The 20,524-nt window shown below is 72.2% G+C and carries 18 protein-coding genes; 11 read left to right on the top strand and 7 right to left on the bottom strand.

Going from position 1 to position 20,524, the window contains the following annotated elements; genetic code table 11:
• Positions 1–18 precede the first annotated feature (18 nt).
• From ACFQQL_RS00160 to ACFQQL_RS00135, 6 genes are all read left to right on the top strand, one after another.
• The gene (locus ACFQQL_RS00160; RefSeq protein WP_382390020.1) at positions 19–1,632 is read left to right on the top strand and encodes a dipeptide ABC transporter ATP-binding protein; all 1,614 of its coding nucleotides are present in this window, start codon (positions 19–21) and stop codon (positions 1,630–1,632) included.
• Between the two features lie 196 nt (positions 1,633–1,828).
• Entirely contained in the window at positions 1,829–3,070 is a 1,242-nt protein-coding gene (locus ACFQQL_RS00155) for an ABC transporter substrate-binding protein (protein WP_382390018.1), read from the top strand.
• Entirely contained in the window at positions 3,070–4,191 is a 1,122-nt protein-coding gene (locus ACFQQL_RS00150; RefSeq protein WP_382390016.1) for an ABC transporter ATP-binding protein, read from the top strand. The genes ACFQQL_RS00155 and ACFQQL_RS00150 overlap by 1 nt, the downstream gene beginning before the upstream one ends.
• Positions 4,192–4,283: 92 nt before the next feature.
• A complete protein-coding gene (locus tag ACFQQL_RS00145) occupies positions 4,284–5,213 on the top strand; it encodes an ABC transporter permease (RefSeq protein ID WP_382390014.1) in 930 nt (309 codons plus the stop codon).
• Positions 5,213–6,097, top strand: a complete 885-nt coding sequence (locus ACFQQL_RS00140; RefSeq protein ID WP_382390012.1) for an ABC transporter permease — start codon at positions 5,213–5,215, stop codon at positions 6,095–6,097. Before ACFQQL_RS00145 ends, ACFQQL_RS00140 begins: the two co-directional genes overlap by 1 nt.
• A 58-nt stretch (positions 6,098–6,155) precedes the next feature.
• On the top strand, positions 6,156–6,689 hold the full coding sequence (locus tag ACFQQL_RS00135; RefSeq protein WP_382390010.1) for a hypothetical protein: 534 nt from the start codon (positions 6,156–6,158) through the stop codon (positions 6,687–6,689).
• Here the strand turns inward: ACFQQL_RS00135 and ACFQQL_RS00130 are convergent.
• Positions 6,661–7,794, bottom strand: coding sequence for a LacI family DNA-binding transcriptional regulator (locus ACFQQL_RS00130; protein WP_382390008.1), 1,134 nt, complete (start codon positions 7,792–7,794; stop codon positions 6,661–6,663). The genes ACFQQL_RS00135 and ACFQQL_RS00130 overlap by 29 nt on opposite strands.
• 127 nt (positions 7,795–7,921) lie before the next feature.
• Here ACFQQL_RS00130 and ACFQQL_RS00125 point away from each other — a divergent pair, with 127 nt between their 5' ends.
• The 4 genes from ACFQQL_RS00125 to ACFQQL_RS00110 all read left to right on the top strand — a co-directional run bounded on the left by ACFQQL_RS00125 (position 7,922) and on the right by ACFQQL_RS00110 (position 13,780).
• The gene (locus ACFQQL_RS00125) at positions 7,922–9,226 is read left to right on the top strand and encodes an ABC transporter substrate-binding protein (protein ID WP_382390006.1); all 1,305 of its coding nucleotides are present in this window, start codon (positions 7,922–7,924) and stop codon (positions 9,224–9,226) included.
• Positions 9,223–10,164, top strand: coding sequence for a carbohydrate ABC transporter permease (locus ACFQQL_RS00120; RefSeq protein ID WP_465253982.1), 942 nt, complete (start codon positions 9,223–9,225; stop codon positions 10,162–10,164). The genes ACFQQL_RS00125 and ACFQQL_RS00120 overlap by 4 nt, the downstream gene beginning before the upstream one ends.
• Positions 10,165–10,344: 180 nt before the next feature.
• Positions 10,345–11,169, top strand: a complete 825-nt coding sequence (locus tag ACFQQL_RS00115) for a carbohydrate ABC transporter permease (protein WP_382390004.1) — start codon at positions 10,345–10,347, stop codon at positions 11,167–11,169.
• Between the two features lie 22 nt (positions 11,170–11,191).
• Positions 11,192–13,780, top strand: a complete 2,589-nt coding sequence (locus ACFQQL_RS00110) for an alpha-L-rhamnosidase (protein WP_382390002.1) — start codon at positions 11,192–11,194, stop codon at positions 13,778–13,780.
• 82 nt (positions 13,781–13,862) lie between these two features.
• On the opposite strand, the gene ACFQQL_RS00105 is transcribed toward ACFQQL_RS00110, so the two are convergent.
• Complete coding sequence (locus ACFQQL_RS00105; protein ID WP_382390000.1) at positions 13,863–14,834, bottom strand: threo-3-hydroxy-L-aspartate ammonia-lyase; 972 nt, start codon at positions 14,832–14,834, stop codon at positions 13,863–13,865.
• Positions 14,835–14,941: 107 nt separating this feature from the next.
• On the opposite strand from ACFQQL_RS00105, the gene ACFQQL_RS00100 reads away from it, so the two are divergent.
• The gene (locus ACFQQL_RS00100; protein WP_382389998.1) at positions 14,942–16,183 is read left to right on the top strand and encodes a glycosyltransferase; all 1,242 of its coding nucleotides are present in this window, start codon (positions 14,942–14,944) and stop codon (positions 16,181–16,183) included.
• A 1-nt stretch (position 16,184) separates the two neighbouring features.
• Here the strand turns inward: ACFQQL_RS00100 and ACFQQL_RS00095 are convergent, their stop codons facing one another.
• The 5 genes from ACFQQL_RS00095 to ACFQQL_RS00075 form a co-directional block, all read right to left on the bottom strand.
• A complete protein-coding gene (locus ACFQQL_RS00095) occupies positions 16,185–16,610 on the bottom strand; it encodes an NUDIX hydrolase (RefSeq protein ID WP_382389996.1) in 426 nt (141 codons plus the stop codon).
• A 51-nt stretch (positions 16,611–16,661) separates the two neighbouring features.
• Positions 16,662–16,895 carry a hypothetical protein gene (locus ACFQQL_RS00090; RefSeq protein WP_382389994.1) on the bottom strand — a complete coding sequence of 78 codons (234 nt, stop codon included), beginning with the start codon at positions 16,893–16,895 and terminating at the stop codon, positions 16,662–16,664.
• A gap of 106 nt (positions 16,896–17,001) precedes the next feature.
• Positions 17,002–17,430: a hypothetical protein gene (locus tag ACFQQL_RS00085; protein WP_382389992.1), complete on the bottom strand. Its 429-nt coding sequence runs from the start codon at positions 17,428–17,430 to the stop codon at positions 17,002–17,004.
• Between the two features lie 50 nt (positions 17,431–17,480).
• A complete protein-coding gene (locus ACFQQL_RS00080) occupies positions 17,481–19,157 on the bottom strand; it encodes a formate--tetrahydrofolate ligase (protein WP_382389990.1) in 1,677 nt (558 codons plus the stop codon).
• 153 nt (positions 19,158–19,310) lie between these two features.
• Positions 19,311–20,441: a DUF418 domain-containing protein gene (locus ACFQQL_RS00075; RefSeq protein WP_382389988.1), complete on the bottom strand. Its 1,131-nt coding sequence runs from the start codon at positions 20,439–20,441 to the stop codon at positions 19,311–19,313.
• Between the last annotated feature and the right edge of the window lie 83 nt (positions 20,442–20,524).

Below are 20,524 nucleotides of genomic sequence, written 5' to 3'. Positions count from 1 at the left end.
GCCGACCCAGGAGCCGAGATGGCCGACAGCCCGCTGCTGGAGATCCGCGACCTCGAGGTCTCCTACGGCGCGACGCCCGTCGTCCACGGCGTCTCCCTCACCGTCCGGCCGGGTGAACGCGTCGCGATCGTCGGGGAGTCCGGCTCCGGCAAGACGACGACCGCGGCTGCCGTGCTGCGCCTGCTCCCCGGCGCCGGGCGCATCACCGGCGGCAGCGTCGCACTGCGTGGCACCGACCTCGCGGCCGCCACCGAGACCGGGATGCGTGCCGTCCGCGGCAAGCAGATCGGCTACGTCCCGCAGGACCCGATGTCGAACCTCAACCCGGTCATGCGGGTCGGCGAGCAGGTCCGCGACGCCCTGACGGCGCACGGCATCGTCCCCGCCGACCAGGCCCGCGCCCGTGCCGTCGAGCTGCTGACCGAGGCCGGGATCCCCGACGCCGGGCGACGCGCCAGGCAGTACCCCCACGAGTTCTCCGGCGGCATGCGCCAACGCGTCCTCATCGCCATGGCGCTGGCGTGCCGGCCGGCCCTCCTCGTCGCCGACGAGCCGACCTCGGCCCTCGACGTGACCGTGCAGCGGCAGATCCTCGACCACCTCGAGACCCTCATCGCCACCCACGACACCTCCCTGCTGCTCATCACCCACGACCTCGGGCTGGCTGCGGACCGCGCCGACCGTGTGGTGGTCATGTCGGGCGGGCGGATCGTCGAGCAGGGCGCGCCCGACCGCATCCTGCGCCGGCCCGAGGAGGACTACACCCGGCGCCTCCTGGCCGCTGCGCCGTCGCTGAGCGCGGTGCGCGAGCGCGGGCGGGAGGGGTCCGCGACCGGGCGGCCGGGACGTGACCGCGAGCCGGTGCTCGAGGCGGTCAACGTCACCAAGGACTTCCGGCTCCGCGGCTCCGGTACGTTGCGCGCCGTCGACGACGTCACCTTCACCGTCCGGCCCGGGACGACGACGGCGGTCGTGGGGGAGTCCGGCTCCGGCAAGACCACGCTGGCCCGGATGGTGCTCGGCCTCGATCGTCCGACGTCCGGCCAGGTCACCGTGGCGGGGCACCGCGTCGACGAGCTGCGCGGTCGGCGCAGCCGCGCGGTCCGCCGGCAGATGCAGCCGGTCTTCCAGGACCCGTACGGTTCCCTGGACCCGACCCATTCGGTCGAGCGCCTCATCGACGAGCCGCTGCGGGTGTTCGGGATCGGGGACCGGCAGAGCCGGCGACGCCGGGTGGCCGAGCTGCTCGACCAGGTGTCCCTGCCGCGCTCGCTCGCGCAGCGGCGTCCCGCCGAGCTCTCCGGCGGTCAGCGCCAGCGTGTCGCGATCGCCCGGGCGTTGGCCCCCGAGCCGGCCGTCGTCGTCCTCGACGAGGCGGTCTCGGCGCTCGACGTGCTCGTCCAGGCACAGATCCTGGACCTCCTCGCCGAGCTGCAGGACGAGCTGGAGCTGACCTACCTGTTCATCACGCACGACCTCGCCGTCGTCCACGAGATCGCCGACGACATCCTCGTCATGCGGTCCGGCAGCGTCGTCGAGCGGGGTGGCGTCGCGTCGATCTTCGACGAGCCGCGCGAGGAGTACACCCGGCAGCTCCTCGCCGCCATCCCCGGCGCTCAGTTCTTCGCCTGAGCTCGCGCCGCCGGCGCACGAGCGCGCCACGAACGAGCAGGGCACGAAAATGTGTCGCAGCTCCCGGGACGCGCCGGACGTTGACGTAGCCCCGTCCGATGGAACACTCGGACCACGACGCACGCAGGCGGTGGGCGACGACGCACCGCCACGACGCTCCGGGCGACGGTGCCCGGACGAGCAGAAGGGGCACACCATGCGATCAGTGCGTACGGTCGCCGCGATCGGCGCCGCGGCTCTGACGGTCGGCCTGGCGGCCTGCAGCCCGCCGGAGGGTCAGAGCGGTCAGGAGGACGACGGCGGCGGCCCGGCAGCGGAACCAGGGGACGTGCCGACTGTGCCCGCAGAGCCGGTGAGCCTGCACATCCTCGACGTCGCAGGGAACCTCAACCTCACCCAGGAGATGATCGACCAGTTCGTCGAGGAGAACCCCGACATCATCTCCGAGGTGACCTACGAGGAGGCCGGCTCGCCGGACCTGGTCGGCACGATCAAGCCGCAGGTCGACTCCGGGGACCTGCAGATCCACCTCGTGCTCTCCGGCACGGACGGCATGTCCGCCGGCATCGGCGAGGACCTGTGGGTCCCGGTGGTCGAGGAGTTCGGTGACCGGCTGACCGGGATGGACGGCTACCTCGAGGGTGCCGCCGCCATGCAGGAGCTCGCCGAGGGGTACGGGGTGCTGCTCACCTACACCCCGTCCGGGCCGTTCCTCTGGTACAACCCCGCCGAGGTCGAGGAGGCGGAGGTGCCTGCCACCCCGGAGGAGCTGCTGGCGTGGGCGGAGGCCAACCCGGGCCGGTTCGGCTATGCGCGGCCCGCGAACTCCGGCGTCGGGCGCACCTTCCTCCAGGCCCTGCCGTACATGCTCGACGACTCGGACCCGCTGGACCCCGAGAACGGCTGGGACAACACGTGGGACTACCTCGCCGAGCTCGACCGGCACGTCGACTTCTACACGACCGGGACCGGCGCCATGGTCTCGAACGTCGCGGACGGCACCTGGACGATGACGCCGACGACCATGGGCTGGGACATCCAGCCACGCGCCGACGGCCTGGTCCCCGCCGAGATCGAGGCGGCGGAGTTCGAGGAGTACACCTTCGTCGCGGACTCCCAGTACGCGCTCATGCCGCGCGGCCTCACCGCGGACGAGCAGTCGGCGATCCTCAACCTCATCGAGTACATGCTCCAGCCCGAGGTCAACTCCTACGCCTACGACAGCGGCTACTTCTATCCCGGTCCGGCGGTGGAGGGCGCGAGCCTCGACCAGGCGCCGCAGGAGAGCCAGGACCTCATGGCCGAGTTCGGCCGCGACTGGTACGACCAGGCCATCGAGGAGCACGAGGTCGTCACCCCGCTGCCCGCCGACGCGCTGGTCACCGCCTTCGACATCTGGGACCGGGAGATCGGCGGCGACCGGGTCCAGGAGGAGTGATGGCACGCCAGGCACGGTTCGAGACGCTCGAGCTGCGGGGCGTCGGCCGCACCTACGGCAGCCAGGTGGCGCTGACCGGGCTCGACCTGACGGTCCGGGCGGGCGAGTTCATCGCCCTGCTCGGGCCGTCCGGGTGCGGGAAGTCGACGGCGCTGAACTGCCTCGCCGGGCTCATCCCGCTCACCGACGGGCAGATCCTCGTCGACGGCGCCCGGGTCGACACCGAGCCGGCCGAGCGGCGCGACTTCGGCATGGTCTTCCAGAACTACGCGCTGTTCCCGCACATGTCGGTGTGGAAGAACGTGTCCTTCGGCCTGGAGATGCACAAGGTGCCCAGACGGGACATCACGCCCCGGGTGGAGCGGGCGCTGGACCTGGTGCACCTGCGCGAGCACGCCCGCAAGCTGCCGGCCCAGCTCTCCGGCGGGCAGCAGCAGCGGGTCGCCATCGCGCGGGTCATCGCGCTGGAGCCGCGGCTGGTCCTCATGGACGAGCCACTGTCCAACCTCGACGCGAAGCTCCGGCTGGAGATGCGCACCGAGATCCGGCGGCTGCACCAGGAGCTCGGCCTCACCACCATCTACGTCACCCACGACCAGGAGGAGGCCCTCAGCATGGCGGACCGCCTCGTGGTGCTGCGGGACGGCCGGGTCCAGCAGGTCGGCACGCCCGAGGAGCTGCACGACGAGCCAGCGAACTGGCACGTCGCCGACTTCATGGGCTTCCGGAACCTGCTGGAGGCGACGGTCGAGGCGGTCCGCGACGACGGCGTGGTCGTCGCCGCCGGGGACATCCGCCTGACCGGCCGCGCCCTCGAGGAGGTCACCGCGGGCGGCCGGGCCCGGGTCGCGATCCGACCGGACGACCTGCGCATCGCGGGACCGGACGAGGAGCCCGCGGAGAACCGGGTGCGCGCCGTCGTGCGAGTGGTCGAGTACCGCGGGCGGGAGTTCGCGCTCGAGGCCACGCTGGGCGAGAGGGTCCTGCACGTGCGCTCCGCCGTCGCCCCGGCGGTGGGTGAGACGGTCGAGCTCGCCGTCGATCCGTCTCGGGCCCTGGTGTACCGGGACGAGGGGCAGCCGTCACAGGTCGAGGAGGCACTCGCGGAGGCCACAGCGTGAGCGCGAGGAGCCCCCGCGGAGGGACGCCGAGGAAACGAGGTGTGCCGGGAGCCGAAGCCCCGTACCGCAGGGCTCGCGCGAGGGAGCATGCCATGACCACCGGAGGCGCTCTGCGCGAGCCGCGGGCCCGCGCGAGCCTGGCGCACCGGCTCGCCGAGCGCGGCATCGACCGGTCCCTGCTGCTGGTCGTCCCCGCGGTGCTGTTCGTCGTCGTGTTCTTCATCTACCCGTTCGTCTACGGGATCGGCCTGACCGTGCAGCCGCCCGCGGCGACGCGCGAGCGGTGGGGCGGCGGGATGCTGGCGAACTTCACGGCGTTCTTCTCCGACCCGTTCATCCGGGACTCGGTGTGGATCACCATGCGGCTCGCGCTGCCGGTGGCGCTGTTCAACGTGCTCGCCGCGATCCCCGTCGCGTTCAAGCTCCGCGGGAGGTTCCGCGGCAAGCGCACGCTCACCACGCTGCTGGTCCTGCCGATCACGCTCGGGACGGTCCTGACGGCGCTCGGGCTGCTGATCTTCGTCGGGCGGCAGGGCTGGGTGAACCGCTTCCTGCTCGGCGTTGGCCTGATCGACCAGCCGCTCACCCTCGTCATGAACTACATCGGCGTCGCGCTGTCGCTGATCATCAGCGGCTTCCCGTTCGCGTTCCTGCTCATCTCCTCCTATCTCTCCGGGATCGACCCGTCCCTGGAGGCGGCTGCCCGGACGCTCGGAGCGGGATGGCGGCAACGGCTCACGAAGATCACCCTGCCGCTGCTCGCCCCGGGCCTGGCGACGACGTTCATCCTCACCTTCGTCCTGGCGTTCTCCGTCTTCCCCTCCGCCCGGCTGGTCGGCGACGCCATGGGCTCGACCCGCGTCATGTCGCTCATGGCGTTCCGGGCCTTCGGCGAGCAGAACGACTACACGATGGCCTCGACGATCGCGCTGATGATGGGCGTGGTCGAGCTGCTCGTGGTGCTGGTGGTGCTGGGCCTGCGGCAGCTGACCTACCGCGGCTCGACGGGAGGGAAGGGCTGATGGCCGCCGAGACCGCCGCGCCACGACGGCGCAGCCGGCTGCCCGGCGACCGGCCGCTCGTCGCGTCCCCGAGCACCTGGTTCGTGTGGGCGGGCGTGGCAGCCTTCTTCGTCTTCCTCGCCGGGATCGTCGTCTCGGTCCTCGTGGACTCCTTCGGGCGCGGCTGGTTCACCACCTGGCTCCCGGAGGAGTTCACCACCGAGTGGTACGCCTCGGCGTGGAGCGAGTTCGGCCTCGCCGAGGTCATGTGGGTGACGCTGGTGGTCGCGGCGGTCGTCGTCGTGGTCTCGGTCGTGGTCGGCGTGCCCGCCGCCTACCTGCTCGCGCGCCGGACGTTCCCCGGCAAACGGCTGGTCATGCTGCTGTTCCTGCTGCCGATCATGATGCCGCCCATCACGTACGGCATCCCGCTGGCGACGGTCATGTACAACATGGGGCTCGGCCGTACGCTCACCGCCGTCATCCTGGTCAACCTGGTGCCGGCCGTGCCGTTCGTCATCATGACGATGACGCCGTTCATCGAGCAGGTGAACCCGGACATCGAGCGAGCGGCCAGGATGTCCGGGGCGCGGACGACGGCCGTGTTCACCCGGATCCTCGCCCCGCTGCTGGTCCCGGGCATCCTCGCCTCCTCCGTGCTGGTGCTGGTCCGGACCGTCGGGCTGTTCGAGCTGACCTTCCTCGTCTCCGGGCCCGGCTCGGACACCCTCGTGGTGGCGATCTACCGCGCCATGACGGCATCCGGCGGCGGTGAGGCACGCCAGCTCATCTCGTCGATGGGGGTGCTGTACACCCTCACGATGGTGGTCATCCTGGTCATCGCGCTGCGGTTCGTGAACCCGACCCAGCTCGTGGCCCAGGTGAAGGAGACCCGCGAGGACTGAGCGCCTGTGCGGCCACTGCCGCCCCGGGCGAGCTTCCCGGCCGCCGTAGCATCGACCCATGCCACGACCGACCGCGCGTCTCGTCGTCGTGCTCGGGCCGATCGCCGCCGGGAAGTCGGTGGTCGCCCGCGAGGTCGCCGCGCGCGTGCAGGCCACCGGGCGCACCGTCGCCGTCGTCGACGTGGACGAGGTGGCGTCCATGGTGCCCGGGCGCCCGGAGGACTGGGACCTCGCGCACCAGGTGCACGGCCGGCTGGTCGGCGCGTGGTTGGAGACGCCCGTCGAGTTGGTGGTGGCGCACGGCCCGATCTACACGCGCCGGGAGACCAGTCACCTCATGAGTCGTGTGCCGGACGGGACCGGCACGCTCCGCGTGCTGCTGCGGGCGACGTACCCGGCGGCCCTGCGTCGCGTCGCCGGTGACCCGGAGCGCGGGCTGTCCAAGGACCCGGGCTTCCTCCAGCGGGCCTACGAGCGGTTCGAGCAGCTCCGGCCCGGGATCGCACCGTGCGACCTGGAGCTCGACACCGAGCAGCTGATGCCCGGGGAGATCGCCGACCGGGTCATCGATCGTCTCCTGGCTCCGGCCTGACGCCCTCGACGCTCCGCGGCGGACGCGTCGACGCGCGGACTCGCAGGGAGGTCGGCATCTGCACCTGGACCGCCTCGGTGCGTCCGTCGATCCGCTCGAGCAGGAGCCGGACGGCCTCGGCGCCCATGGCGTAGCCCTGCTGGTCGACGCTGGTGAGGGAGATGAGCGGATGGCTGGCGATCGGGATGTCGTCGAAGCCGGCGACGGAGACGTCCTCGGCGTCGAGCCCGGCCGCGGCAACGGCCCGGAGCGCCCCGACGGCGAGGGTGTCGTGCCCCGCGAAGATCGCCGTCGGGTGCGGCCCGCTCGTCAGGATCTCGCTCACCGCCGCCGCTGCGTCCTCCTCCATGTGGCCCAGGGACTCGACCACGAGCGGCGCGAGGCCGAGGGCGCCCATGTGCTCGTGGTAGACCCGGCGCCGGATGGAGTGCGGGTCGCGCCCGGTGGGGGAGATGTACGACTTGCCGGCGGCACGCCGCCGGTCGACGTCCAGGAACGCGATCCGCCGGTGCCCGAGCTCGACCAGGTGCTCCATCACCTGCTCGGCGCCGGACTCGTCGTCACCCGCCACGGTGTCGTAACGGGTGGAGACGTCGTGCCGGCCGACCATGACGAGCGGGACCCGTTCGGCGAGGGTGTCGAGCCAGTCCGTGGAGACCAGCGGTGCGACGGCGACGATGCCGTCGACCTGCCGGTCCGCCAGGCTCTGCAGGGCCTTGTCGCCCTGCTGCGGGTCGCGGATCGGGGCGATGACCACTTGGTAGCTGGTCTCTGCCAGCACCTCGGTCGCCGCGGAGGCGATCACCGAGTGGAAGTCGTTGCCGATCTGGGGGATCTCCAGTCCGAGCGTGAAGCTCGCGCCACGCATCGCGCGCGCGGCCACCCGGGGGCGGTAGTCCAGCGTGGCGATCGCCGCCTCCACCCGCGCGCGCATCTGGTCCGAGACGCCGTAGGCGTTGCGGATCACCTTGGAGACAGCGGCGCGCGAGACCCCCGCCTCTCGGGCCACGTCCTGGATCGTCGCGCCGCGTCGCCGGCCGGCCGCGTGCCGCGCCGGCTCCCCGTCGCTGCTGCGACCCGTGTCCGGGACGGGGCTCGTTGCCATGCGGGCCGCCTCACGTGTAGATCGGTTGACAGTGCTCCGGGGGACAGACTACTTTGCGTGGAGAGTGAAAGGATTCACTCTCGAGTGTAGATCGGTTCACACGCTCGCCCTTACGAGGAGGTAAGGCATGAACCTCAGCAGCAGGCCGCGCGGCGTCGTCGCCGTGGCGGGCGCCCTGACGATGCTCGCGCTGGCGGGCTGCTCCGGTGGCTCGGGCAGCGGCGACGGTGTCGAGATCGACTTCCTGGTCGACAACAGCGCGGACACGGTCGCCGCGGCGGAGGCGCTCGTCGAGGCCTTCGAGGCCGACCACCCGAACATCTCCGTCACCCTGGAGACCCGACCCGGCGGTGCCGAGGGCGACAACATCGTCAAGACCCGGCTGTCCACCGGGGAGATGGCCGACGTGTTCATCTACAACACCGGCTCGCTGTTCCAGGCCCTCAACCCGGACTCCACCCTCGTCGAGATGAGCGACCAGCCGTGGGCATCCGAGCTGGACGAGGAGTTCGTCAACACCGTCAGCACCGAGAACGGCACCTACGGCAACGCCTGGGGCGCCACGTTCGGCGGCGGCATCCTGTACAACCGGGCGGTCTACGAGGACCTGGGCCTCGAGGTCCCGCAGAGCTGGGACGAGTTCATGGCGAACAACGAGACCATCGCCGCGGAGTCGGACGTCGCACCGGTGATCCAGACCTACGGCGCCACCTTCACCAGCCAGCTGTGGGTGCTCGCGGACTTCGGCAACGTCCTCGCCGACGACCCGGAGTGGGCCGACGAGTACACCGCCAACAACCGGGCGTACGCCGAGGAGCCGGCGGTGGCCGGCTTCGAGCACCTGCAGGAGGTCCAGGAGGGCGGCTACTTCAACGAGGACTTCGCCTCCGCCACGGACGCGGACGGCGCCCGCATGCTCGCCGAGGGCGCCGGGGCCCACTACCCGATGCTGTCCAACCTCGTCGCGCAGATCCAGCAGATCGCGCCCGACGCCGTGCAGGACATCGGCTACTTCGCGATGCCTGCCGAGGACGCGGCGAGCACGACCGCCACGATCTGGCAGGCCACGGGCGTCTACGTCCCGCAGACCACCGAGGACGCGGAGCGGGAGGCCGCGATGTCCCTGGTCGAGTTCATCACCAGTGACGCCGGGTGCGAGATCCAGAACGAGCACCTCACCGCCGCCGGGCCCTACCCGGGTACCTGCGAGCTGCCGGAGGACGCCCCGCCGATCCTCACCGACCTGCAGACCTACGTCGACGAGGGCAGGTCGGCGCCGGCGCTAGAGTTCCTCTCGCCGATCAAGGGCCCGAACCTCGAGCACATCCTCGTGGAGGTCGGCTCCGGGATCCGCCCGGCCGGCGACGCCGCGGCACGGTACGACCAGGACGTCGTCAACCAGGCCCAGCAGCTGGGGATCGAGGGCTGGTGACCCTCGCCGCCGCCGAGGTGCGGGGCCGTCGGGCCCGGGCCCGCACCTCGCGGCGCGAGGAGAAGGCCCGCTCGTCCGGCGTGCTCCGGCACGCCTACCCCATGTGGTTCTACCTGCCCGCCGGCGTGCTGTACGTGGTCTTCTTCGCGGTGCCGACGTTCGCGTCCTTCTACTTCAGCCTCACCCGCTGGACGCTCTTCGACATCGAGTTCATCGGCCTCGAGAACTACGTCCGGTTCTTCCAGGAGCCGCAGCTCGTCACGGGCTTCGTCAACACTCTCATCTACGGGGTGACCACCTCGGGCGCGAAGGTCGTCATCGGTCTGGCGCTCGGCGTGCTGCTCACGTCGCAGATCATCGCCCGCGGCTACCTCCGGTCGGTCGTCTTCTTCCCCGTGCTGGTCTCCACGATCGGCGTCGGCGTGATGTTCACGGCGCTGCTCGACCCGTTCGACGGCCTGGTCAACGCCGTCCTCGGGGCCTTCGGGTTCGAGGGCCCGGGCTGGTTCACCGACCCGAGCATCGCGCTCCTGACCGTCGCCGCCGTGGACGTGTGGAAAGGGCTCGGCATCGCCACGCTCATCTACATCGCCGGCCTGGTCGCCATCCCGCAGGAGTACTACGAGGCCGCCCGCGTCGACGGCGCGGGCCGGTGGCAGCAGTTCCGCAGCATCACGCTCCCGCTGGTCATGCCGGCCACCGGGACCGTGATCATCCTGTCGCTCATCGGCGGCCTGCGGTCCTTCGACCTCATCTGGGCCACGACCGGGGGCGGACCGGGCTTCGCCTCCGACGTCATCGCGTCGGTCATCTACAAGCAGTACCAGGCCGGGTTCTACGGGCTGTCCACCGCGGGCAACGTGATCCTGTTCGTCGTCGTCACCGCGGTGATGGTGCCGATCACGATGCTCATCAACCGCAAGGCGGTCGAGCGATGAGCGCGAGGAGCCCCCGCGGAGGCGGCGCGAGGCACGAGCGCCGGTGGAGCGAGGCACCGCAGCGCTCGCGCAGGAAGGGCACAGAGCGATGAGCGCGAGGAGCCCCCGCGGAGGCGGCGCGAGGCACGAGCGCCGGTGGAGCGAGGCACCGCAGCGCTCGCGCAGGAAGGGCACAGAGCGATGAAGCGCACAGGCACCCTGCTCGGCGCGATCTGCATCCTGCTGTCGGTCGTCATCTTTCTCGTACCGTTCGCGTTCGTCGTCCTGCAGGCGATGAAGACCCCGGCCGAGGCCTCGCAGCTGCGCTTCTCCTGGCCCCAGGAGATGGCGTTCGTGGAGAACCTCGTCGAGGTCCTCACCATGCGGGACGGCATCGTGCTGCGGGCGTTCGTCAACAGCACGGTCCTCACCGTCACCAGCGTCGCCATCATGGTGATCGTCGCCGCGATGGTCGGCTACGTGCTGCAGCGCCGGGCCAGCCGGTGGAACCCCGTGGTGAACTTCTTCGTGCTTGCGGGCCTCATCGTCCCGCCGGCCGTTGTCCCGACGGTGTGGCTCCTGCAGGCGCTGGGACTGTTCAAGACGATGCCCGGGCTGATCCTCATCGAGGCGACGTTCGGGCTGTCCTTCTGCATCCTCCTGTTCCGGGCGTTCGTCGGCACCATCCCGCGGGAGCTGGACGAGGCGGCGCTCATCGACGGTGCCGGCGCCGTCCGCCTCTTCTTCACGGTGATCCTGCCGCTGATGAAGCCCACCGTCATCACGGTGATCGTGGTGCAGGCGGTCAACGTGTTCAACGACTTCACCAACCCCCTGTACTTCCTGCCGGGGGACGAGAACGCCACGGTGCAGCTCACCCTGTACAACTTCATGAGTCAGACGCTCAACCAGTGGAACCTGCTGTTCACCGACGTGCTGCTGATCACCATCCCGCCGCTGGTCATGTACATCTTCTTCAACCGCCAGATCGTCGCCGGCATGACCTCCGGCGCCGTCAAGGGCTGAACCCGAGAGGACGATCCGTTTCATGAGCACCCCCCGAGTGACCGCCGTCCGCGTCGAGCGCCGCCGGGACGGCGCGTTCGCCGACACCCCGACGCCGCGCCTGTCGTGGACCGTGGGCTCCGACGTCCCGGGGTGGCGGCAGGCCGGCGCGGAGGTCCGGCTGGACGGCAGCGAGGTCGCCCGGCTGGAGACCGACGAGTCGGTGTTCGTGGACTGGCCGTTCGATCCGCTGGCCCCGCGTGCCCGGCACCGGCTCGAGGTGCGGGTCACCGGACAGGACGGTGCGGCCTCGCCGTGGAGCGAGCCGGTCGAGCTGCGCAGCACCTTCCTCGGCGACGGTGAGTGGCAGGCCGCCTTCGTCACCCTGGCCGAGCCCGACGGCGAGGCCTGCCCGGGCCTGGTGCGCACGGAGATCGACCTCGACCGGCCGCTCGCCTCCGCCACGCTGTACGCGACCGCCCAGGGCGTCTACCAGGTGGCGATCAACGGCCGAGACGTCGACGACGCCGTCCTCAAGCCCGGGTGGACCAGCTACCAGTACCGCCTGGCCCACGAGGCCACCGACGTCACCGGGCTGCTGCGCGAGGGCCGCAACGCCGTCGGGATCCGCTTTGCCGGCGGCTGGTTCACGGAGAAGTTCGGCTTCCACGGCCATGCCCGCCGCGTCTACGGCGAGGACCAGCCCGCGGTCGCCGCACAGCTGCACCTGCGCTACGCCGACGGCACCTCGCAGGTCGTGACGACCGGCCCGGACTGGCGCGGTGCCGCCGCGGGACCGGTGGTCAGCAGCGGCATCTACGACGGCGAGCGGATCGACGCCCGTCGCGCCGCCACCGGCTGGTCCGAGCCCGGGTACGACGACGCCGGCTGGCCGGCCGTGACCACCCGCGACGTCGACGTCCTCCCGGTGCCGGCGCTGGCCGAGCCCGTCCGGCGGACGGGGGAGCTCCCGGTCCGGGAGGTGCTCACGACCCCGTCCGGCAGGACGGTCCTCGACTTCGGGCAGAACCTCGTCGGGCGGGTCCGGGTGCGGGTCTCCGGCCCCGCCGGCCACGTCGTCACCCTCCGGCACGCGGAGGTCCTCGAGCACGGCGAGCTCGGGACCCGGCCGCTGCGGCACGCCCGCGCCACCGACGAGCTCGTCCTCTCCGGCGGCGAGGACGTCCTCGAGCCCGAGTTCACCTTCCACGGCTTCCGCTACGTCGAGGTCGACGGCTGGCCCCGGGAGTTCGACGGCCGGCGGGACGCGGCGGCCTTCACGGCCGTCGTGGTGGGCTCGGACATGCACCGCACCGGCTGGTTCGAGTGCTCCGAGCCGCTGGTCAACCGCCTGCACGAGAACGTCGTGTGGGGCATGCGCGGCAACTTCCTGTCCATCCCGACCGACTGCCCCCAGCGTGACGAGCGGCTGGGCTGGACCGGTGACATCCAGGTCTTCAGCCCCACGGCCTCCACCCTCTTCGACGCCGACGCGTTCCTCGCCGGCTGGCTCAAGGACGTCGAGGCCGAGCAGGCCGCCTCCGGCGGATCCCTCGGCTTCGTGGTCCCCCAGGTGCTGCCCGACGGCGACCGGCCGGCGGCCGCCTGGGGCGACGCCGCCACCGTGGTCCCGACCGTGCTCTACGAGCGGTTCGGTGACCGCCGGGCGCTGGCCGAGCAGTACCCGTCGATGCGCGCCTGGGTCGACGTCGTCGCCGAGCGCGCCGGGGACAACCTGCTCTGGGAGGGCGACTTCCAGTTCGGCGACTGGCTCGACCCGGACTCCCCGCCGGACGCCCCGGGCGAGGCGAAGGTGGCCAAGGAGATCGTGGCCACCGCCCACCTGGTGCGCTCCGCCCGGCTGGTGGCCCGGGCGGCCGAGGAGCTGGGCCACGCCGCGGACGCGCAGCGGTACGGCGACCTCGCCGAACGAGCACGCCAGGCCTGGCTCACCGCGTACGTCACCCGGGACGGCCGGATCACCTCCGACGCCCAGACCGCCTACGCCATGGCCCTCGCCTACGAGCTCGTGGACGCCGCGGAACGGCAGGCGATGGGGGACCGGCTCGCCGAGCTGGTCCGCGAGGCCGGAGACCGGATCGGCACCGGGTTCGTCGGCACGCCGATCATCGCGGACGCGCTGACCGACACCGGTCACGCGGACGTCGCCGGGCGGCTGCTGCTCCAGACCGGTGTCCCGTCCTGGCTGTACGCCGTGACCATGGGCGCCACGACGGTCTGGGAGCGCTGGGACTCGATGCTGCCGGACGGGACCATCAACCCCGGGCAGATGACGTCCTTCAACCACTACGCGTTCGGGGCGGTGGCCGACTGGATGTACCGGCGCCTTGCCGGACTGGCGCCCGCCGCGCCCGGCTACCGGCGGCTGCGTATCGCACCCGTGCCGATCGCCGGGATGGACCACGCCACGGCCCGCCTCGAGACCCCGTACGGGCCCGCGGAGGCGGGCTGGCGGGCCGAGGACGGGCAGGTGCGGGTCCGCGCCGTCGTCCCGGCCGGTGCGAGCGCCCTCGTCGAGCTGCCCGGCGGGGAGACGCACGAGGTCGGGTCCGGGGAGCACGAGTGGGCGGTCCGCGACCCTCGGGACGAGCGCGTCCGCGCCGGCGTCTGACCCTCCACCCCGCGACCACTGCACCCGTCGCCCACCGCTGCAGGCATGCCGGCAGCGGTGGGCGAGCGCTGCCGCGGTGGCGTCAGGTGCCGGCGAGCAGGGCGCCGAACCGCGCCGGGTCCACGTTCCCTCCGCTGAGCACCACACCGACGCGCTCACCGCGCAGCTCCTCCGCGAGCCGCGTGGCGGCGGCGAGGCCGAGCGCACCGGTCGGCTCGACCACGACCTTGAGGTACGTGACCAGGGTGCGCATGGTCATAACGAGCTCCTCGTCCGTCGCGGTCAGGATCGTCGGTGCCTCCCGCCGCAGGATCTGGTACGTCAGCTCCCCGAGGTGCTGGGTCTGGGCGCCGTCGGCGATGGTGCGGGGTGTGTCGATGTGCACGATGCGTCCCTCGGCGAGCGAGCGGCGGGCATCGTCCCCGGCGGCCGGCTCCACGCCGTAGATCCGGCAGCCCGGGCTCAGCTCGCGGGCCGCGAGCAGGGAGCCCGAGAGCAGCCCGCCGCCGCCGAGCGGCACGAATAGGGCGTCCAGCTCACCCACGTCCTCGAGCAGCTCCCGAACGGCGGTGCCCTGCCCGGCGATGACGTCGGCGTGGTCGTACGGCGGCACCAGCGTCAGCCCGTCGCGCTCCGCGAGCGCGCGGCCGATCTCCTCGCGGTCCTCGGTGTAGCGGTCGTACCGGACCACGGTGGCGCCGTAGCCCTGGGTGGCCGCGACCTTCGACGCCGGCGCGTCGTGCGGCATGACGATCGTCGCGGGGACGTCGAGGAGGTGCCCGGCCAGGGCCACCGCCTGCGCGTGGTTGCCCGAGGAGTACGCGACGACGCCGGCGCGGCGCTGCTCGGACGCGAGGCGGGCGAGGGTGTTGAACGCGCCGCGGAACTTGAACGCGCCGACCCGCTGGAGGTTCTCGGCCTTGAGGAAGATCCGGGCGTCGAGGGCGGCGTCGAGCAGGCGTGAGCGCAGTACCGGCGTCCGGTGCGCGTGGCCCGTCAGCCGGTCCGCCGCGGCGGCGACGTCGTCGTACGTGGGGAGGTGCGGAACGGTCACGGAGGCACGGTAGCCCGGGTCGCGCGGGGCCGTCCGACCGTCCTCGTCCTGGTCCGCCGGGGTGTCGATCGGTGACCGGAGGGTGCCCGGACCGCCATGATGGTGCCGTGAGAGTGCTCATTGCGACGTCGGGCACCCGTGGAGACGTGGTGCCCTTCCTCGGGGTCGGTCAGCGGCTGCAGGCGGCCGGCCACGAGGTCACGATCGGTGTGCACGACTCGCACGCCGGCCTGGTGACGGCTGCCGGTCTCGGTCACCGATCGATCGGCGGAGACATGGAGGCTCTGCTCGACGACGAGCAGCGCACCGGGGGGCGTGGCGCGACCCCGCGCGGTGTCAGCCAGTCGGTCCGGCTGGCACGTCAGTTCCTGCGTGAGCTCGGCGAGGGGCTCGTCGACGCCGCCGGCACCGGGACGGACGTGCTGCTGCTGGCGTCCTCGACGGCGCCGCTCGGCTGGCACGTGGCGCAGGCCCTCGACGTCCCGAGCGCCGGCCTGTACCTCCAGCCGTTGGAGCCGACGCGCGAGTTCTCCCCGATCTGGCTGACGCCGCGGCCGTTCGGTGCCACCGGCAACCTCGCGCTCGGGCACGCGGCCTCCGTGGTCATCGACGCGGCCACGTCGGCGGCCGTCCGTGAGCTCCGGGACCGACTGGGTCTGCCGCGGATGAGCATCCGCGAGGTGCGGCGCGTCCAGGCCGAGGACCGGTGGCCGATCCTGCACGGCATCAGCCCCTCGATCGTGCCCCGGCCGGCGGACTGGCGAGACGGTCTGGACGTCGTCGGCTACTGGTTCTCCCCGCCCGAGCCGGCCTGGACGCCGCCGGCGGACCTCGTCGAGTTCCTCGACGCCGGACCACCGCCCGTGCTGGTGACCCTGGGCAGCATGGCGACCGGACGTATCGACCGGCTCGTCCGGCACGCCGTCGTGGCGCTACGACGCGCCGGTGTGCGCGGCATCCTCCAGGGCGTCGACGCCCTCCCGGACGACGGCGAGGACATCATCACCGCCGGAGTGGTCCCGCACGAGTGGCTGCTGCCCCGTGTCGCGGCCGTGGTCCATCACGCGGGAGCCGGCACGACGGCGGCGGCGCTGCGGGCCGGTGTGCCGACGGTCCCCGTCCCCGTGCTGTCCGACCAGCCGTTCTGGTCCGCCCGGGCCGTGTCGCTCGGCGTCGCACCGGGCGTGGTGCCGCTCCGCCGGATGTGCACCGACCGCCTGACCGAGGCGATCCACACCGTCACCACGGACCCCCGCTACCGCCGTCGCGCCACGGCGTTCGCCGACCGTGTCCGCCGGGACGACGGCGCGGCCCCGGTGCTCGACCTGGTGGACGCCCTCGCGGCCTAGGTCAGAGCAGTCCCGCCCAGCGGCGGGCGGTGTCGACGAGCTCCACCCGGTCCAGGCCGTCGACGTCGGCGACGGGGAACCACCGGACGTCGTCGGTCGTGCCGTCCTGCTCGACCGTCAGCTCGCCGCCGATCACGTGCGCCCGGTAGACGATGCGCAGGCCGTGCAGCGGGACGCCGCCCCGGCCGGGCACCAGCCGGTCCGCCGCCGGGATCACGAGGCTGTCGACGCCGAGCAGCCCGTCGAGGACGACGTCGTAGCCGGTCTCCTCACGGACCTCGCGGACGGCCGCGTCGGCCGGATCCTCACCGGGGTCGAGCCCGCCGCCGGGGAGCGTCCAGCCCTGCCGTCCGTTCTCGTTCCAGTGCGGCAGGAGGAGGGTGCCGTCCCGCACGATGACCGCGTATGCGCCGACCCGGATGTCCACCCGGGCATTCTGTCGGATCGGTCGCGCCGGCCGAGGTGCGCGGGGTGGCGGTCAGGCGCGGTCGACCAGCTCCACCGCGCCGGACATGCGGGCGCAGCTCGCGCAGCAGTACACATCACCGTCGGCCTCGACCCCGTGGCCGAGGATCCGCACGCCGCAGTGCTCGCACGTGGGAGCCATGGCGTGGACGGCGCACTCGAAGCTGTCGAACGTTCCCGACTCGGCGCCCCGGGTGATGGTGAACGTCTTGTCGTACTCGTTCCCGCAGGTGTCGCAGGTAGCCATTGCGTCCTCCGTCGGTCGGATGCTGTCGCGCCGCGGCCTCGGGACCCATCGTCACGCGGACGCCCGGACCTCGCATCCCGGCGGGGCCGAACGTCAGCGGGAGGGTTCACGCACCTGGTGGGACCGTCTCGAGCTGCTCGGTGGACCGTCGGTGCGCGGTGGGCAGGGCGAGGCCGAAGACGGAAGCGAGCAGCGCCGGTACGTAGAACAGGCCGATGCTGAACCCGCCGAGCACGACGAACGTCGCCAGCAGCGCGACCGAGACCGGACCGACCCACCGGGCTGCCCGGCCGCGCACGAGCAGCGGCAGCAGCGTCAGGAGGACCGGGAACGCGAGGACGGCCAGCACGTGCGGGCCGTTCTCCTCGAGCAGCGTCGCCGTCGTGGTGGTCTCCGTCGTGCCGTCGGAGACCACGCCTTCGTACGCCGGGACGAACAGATAGGCGATCGACGTCGCCAGGGCGAGGACGACGGCGAGGAGCTGGGCGACCTGCTTCGGCGAGCGCCACGGAGCTGATGCGAAGCCTGTGGCCATGACCGCCTCCCGTCCGTCTCGACGGTACTCCGGAGTACCTCCGGCCGCTCCTAGGACAGCCCCGAGATCACCCCGTGCTCGTCGACGTCGATGCGTTCGAACGCGGGTGTCTTGGGCAGGCCCGGCATCGTCATGATCGTTCCGGTGAGCGCGACGACGAAGCCTGCGCCGGTCCGCGCGACGAGGTCCCGGACCTGGAGCGTGAAATGTTCCGCTGCCCCGAGCGCCTTCGCGTCGTCGGAGAACGAGTACTGCGTCTTGGCGATGCACACCGGCAGGTCGTCCCACCCGTTCTGCTCGATCTCCGCGTGCCGGCGTCTGGCGGCCGTCGAGAACTCGACGTCGTCGGCGCGGTAGATCTCCCGCGCGACGGTGCGGATCTTCTCCTCGACCGTGGCCTCGGGCTCGTAGAGCCGGCGGAACGACGACGCGTCGCCGGGGCCGTCCAGGACCTCCAGCACCGCGGCGGCGAGCTCGTCCCCGCCCTCGTCGCCGCCGCCACGCGCCCAGATGTCGGCGACCGCCGCGCGCACCCCGTTCGCCGCCGCCCACTCCAGCACGACCGCACGCTCCTCGTCCGTGTCGGACGGGAAGGAGTTGATCGCCACCACGGGCTCGAGGCCGAACTTGCGGATGTTCTCCACGTGGCGCACGAGGTTCGGCATCCCCGCCTCGACGGCGGCCGCGTCGGGCGTCTCCAGCTCCGACGCCGCGACCCCGCTGTGGTACTTCAGCGAGCGGATGGTGGCGACCAGGACGACGGCGTCGGGCACCACGTCACCGACCCGCGTCTTGATGTCGAGGAACTTCTCCGCGCCGAGGTCCGCGCCGAAGCCCGCCTCGGTCACGACGACGTCGGCGAGCGAGCGGGCCGTCGTGGTGGCGATGACCGAGTTGCAGCCGTGCGCGATGTTCCCGAACGGGCCGCCGTGCACGAACGCCGGCGTGCCGGCGATGGTCTGGACCAGGTTCGGCTTGATCGCGTGCCGAAGCAGCGTGGTCAGCGCGCCCTGCGCGCCGAGATCGCCCACCGTCACCGGGCGACGGTCGCCGGTGAGACCCACCGTGATGCGCGCGAGCCGCTCCTTGAGGTCGGCCAGGTCGGTGGCCAGGCACAGGACGGCCATCACCTCGCTCGCCGCGGTGATGTCGAAGCCGGCTTCGCGCGGGACACCCTCGGCGGGCCCGCCGAGGCCCGTCACGACGTTGCGCAGCGAGCGGTCGTTCACGTCCAGCACCCGCCGCCAGGTGACGCGCCGCGCGTCGATGCCCAGGGGGTTGCCCTGATGGATGCTGTTGTCGACGATCGCCGCGAGGGTGTTGTTCGCCGTCGTGATGGCGTGGAAGTCGCCGGTGAAGTGCAGGTTGATGTCCTCCATCGGCAGCACCTGGGAGCGGCCGCCGCCCGCGGCACCGCCCTTCATGCCGAGCACCGGCCCGAGCGACGGCTCGCGGAGCGCGACGATGGTGCGCCGCCCGGCGCGGGCGATCGCGTCCGCGAGGCCGATCGACGTCGTCGTCTTGCCCTCGCCGGCCGGCGTCGGGCTCATCGCGCTGACGAGCACGAGCTTGCCCCGGCCGCCCGGCGCGAGCTTCGTGACGTCGACCTTCGCGATGTGCCGGCCGTACGGCTCGATCGCCTCGTGCGGGATCCCGGCCTTGGCCGCGATCTCCTCGATGGGCCGTATGTCCGCCGCGCGGGCGAAATCCAGGTCGTCCACAGTCACTCCTTCGTCCTCCGGGCGACGTCGCGCCGGCGTCCCCCACGGTATGGACCGCGGCGAGCACCGGCAACGGGCATGCTGCCACGTGAAAGGGTCGCCAGGCGGTGACGTCGTTGCCCGTGGCGTGGATCGTTGGTCCGCGACGACGCCCCGCCGTCAGGGGGTTGGCGAAGCTCCGGCGACCGCTGATCGTCCAGATCCTTGTGAGCCGCCGTTCACGAGCCGCTGCAGCAGCGCGTCGGCGGGTCCCGGCCGACCACTGTGCGCCAGGCCTAGCGCTGCGCACGCGGTGGCGGCCCAGACCGCCACGGCGCATAGCAGTGCCCCGGCGGCGCCGATGCTGGTGCCGAGACCGATGAGGTCCGGGTGCAGCAGCACGGCCACCAGCACAGAGTTGGCGAGGTAGCAGGTGAGGGAGCGCTGCCCGACCGCCGTCACCGCCGTCGTCACGAGACTGTACGGAGCGCGGAGCCTGCTGCCGAGCAGCCCGAACAGCGCCGCGTACCCGGCGCCACCGAGGACGCCGGTGAGCACCTGCAGGGCCATCGCCGCCGTGACCGGACCGACCCCGGGATCCCAGCCGCCGACGTCGACCGCAGCCGCCGGGATCGCGCCGGCCACGGAGACGCCGATGCCGACGACGGCGATCCGCCGCAGTGTCGCCCGGTTCCGCTCGGGCTCGTCCAGCAGCCTGCGCCGGGCGGCCCAGAAGCCCAGCAGCACCATGAGCAGCAGGGGATAGGCGAAGGTGACGAACAGCGGCGAGAACGGGACCGCGGCGACCCTGGCGATCCAGTCACCGAGCGTGGCATACCCGGGCAGAGGGCTCGCTCCGCCGGTCTCGGGGGCGGCGGCCAGCCCGACCATCCCGATCGGGACCGTGAGCAGGTAGCAGGCCGCGGTGATCGTCGCCGCCCGGACGATCGCCTTGTCGGACCGGAACAGCAGCCACCCGGTGACGAGGGTCGCGAGCCCGTAGGCCGCCAGGATCTCACCGGGAAAGACCAGGAAGGCATGGACTGCGCCGAAGGCCAGCAGGAAGAGGCCGCGCCGCCGCAGCAGCCGTCGCGCGTGTCCCGGGGGGTCGCCACGGCTCAGCCGACGCCTCACCATCCAGGACAGCCCGTAGCCGAACAGGATCGCGAACATCGGGAACGCCCGGTTGTCGAGCAGCAGCGACGCGACGAGCCGCGCTAAGCGGTCGGGTAGGGGCTCGTCAGCGCTCGACGTCCCGAACCCGGCGCTGACGTAGACGCCGGCGTACGCCATTGCGATCAGCAGCAGCATCGCTCCTCGAGCCAGGTCGGGCCCGGGATGACGCACTGTCGTCTTACCGGCTGAGGTGCTTCTCTCGGTCATACCCGGCAGCG

Source organism: Georgenia alba, from assembly GCF_042665525.1.
Lineage (GTDB): Bacteria > Actinomycetota > Actinomycetes > Actinomycetales > Actinomycetaceae > Allobogoriella > Allobogoriella alba.
This window is presented reverse-complemented; position numbering and strand designations above follow the sequence as displayed.

Coding starts and splice junctions, on each gene's coding strand:
- ACFQQL_RS00135 (WP_382390010.1), top strand. CDS start 6,156: ATGCCACGACCGACCGCGCGTCTCGTCGTCGTGCTCGGGCCGATCGCC.
- ACFQQL_RS00115 (WP_382390004.1), top strand. CDS start 10,345: ATGAAGCGCACAGGCACCCTGCTCGGCGCGATCTGCATCCTGCTGTCG.
- ACFQQL_RS00090 (WP_382389994.1), bottom strand. CDS start 16,895: ATGGCTACCTGCGACACCTGCGGGAACGAGTACGACAAGACGTTCACC.
- ACFQQL_RS00075 (WP_382389988.1), bottom strand. CDS start 20,441: ATGCTGCTGCTGATCGCAATGGCGTACGCCGGCGTCTACGTCAGCGCC.
- ACFQQL_RS00140 (WP_382390012.1), top strand. CDS start 5,213: ATGGCCGCCGAGACCGCCGCGCCACGACGGCGCAGCCGGCTGCCCGGC.
- ACFQQL_RS00145 (WP_382390014.1), top strand. CDS start 4,284: ATGACCACCGGAGGCGCTCTGCGCGAGCCGCGGGCCCGCGCGAGCCTG.
- ACFQQL_RS00160 (WP_382390020.1), top strand. CDS start 19: ATGGCCGACAGCCCGCTGCTGGAGATCCGCGACCTCGAGGTCTCCTAC.
- ACFQQL_RS00155 (WP_382390018.1), top strand. CDS start 1,829: ATGCGATCAGTGCGTACGGTCGCCGCGATCGGCGCCGCGGCTCTGACG.
- ACFQQL_RS00125 (WP_382390006.1), top strand. CDS start 7,922: ATGAACCTCAGCAGCAGGCCGCGCGGCGTCGTCGCCGTGGCGGGCGCC.
- ACFQQL_RS00150 (WP_382390016.1), top strand. CDS start 3,070: ATGGCACGCCAGGCACGGTTCGAGACGCTCGAGCTGCGGGGCGTCGGC.
- ACFQQL_RS00110 (WP_382390002.1), top strand. CDS start 11,192: ATGAGCACCCCCCGAGTGACCGCCGTCCGCGTCGAGCGCCGCCGGGAC.
- ACFQQL_RS00130 (WP_382390008.1), bottom strand. CDS start 7,794: ATGGCAACGAGCCCCGTCCCGGACACGGGTCGCAGCAGCGACGGGGAG.
- ACFQQL_RS00085 (WP_382389992.1), bottom strand. CDS start 17,430: ATGGCCACAGGCTTCGCATCAGCTCCGTGGCGCTCGCCGAAGCAGGTC.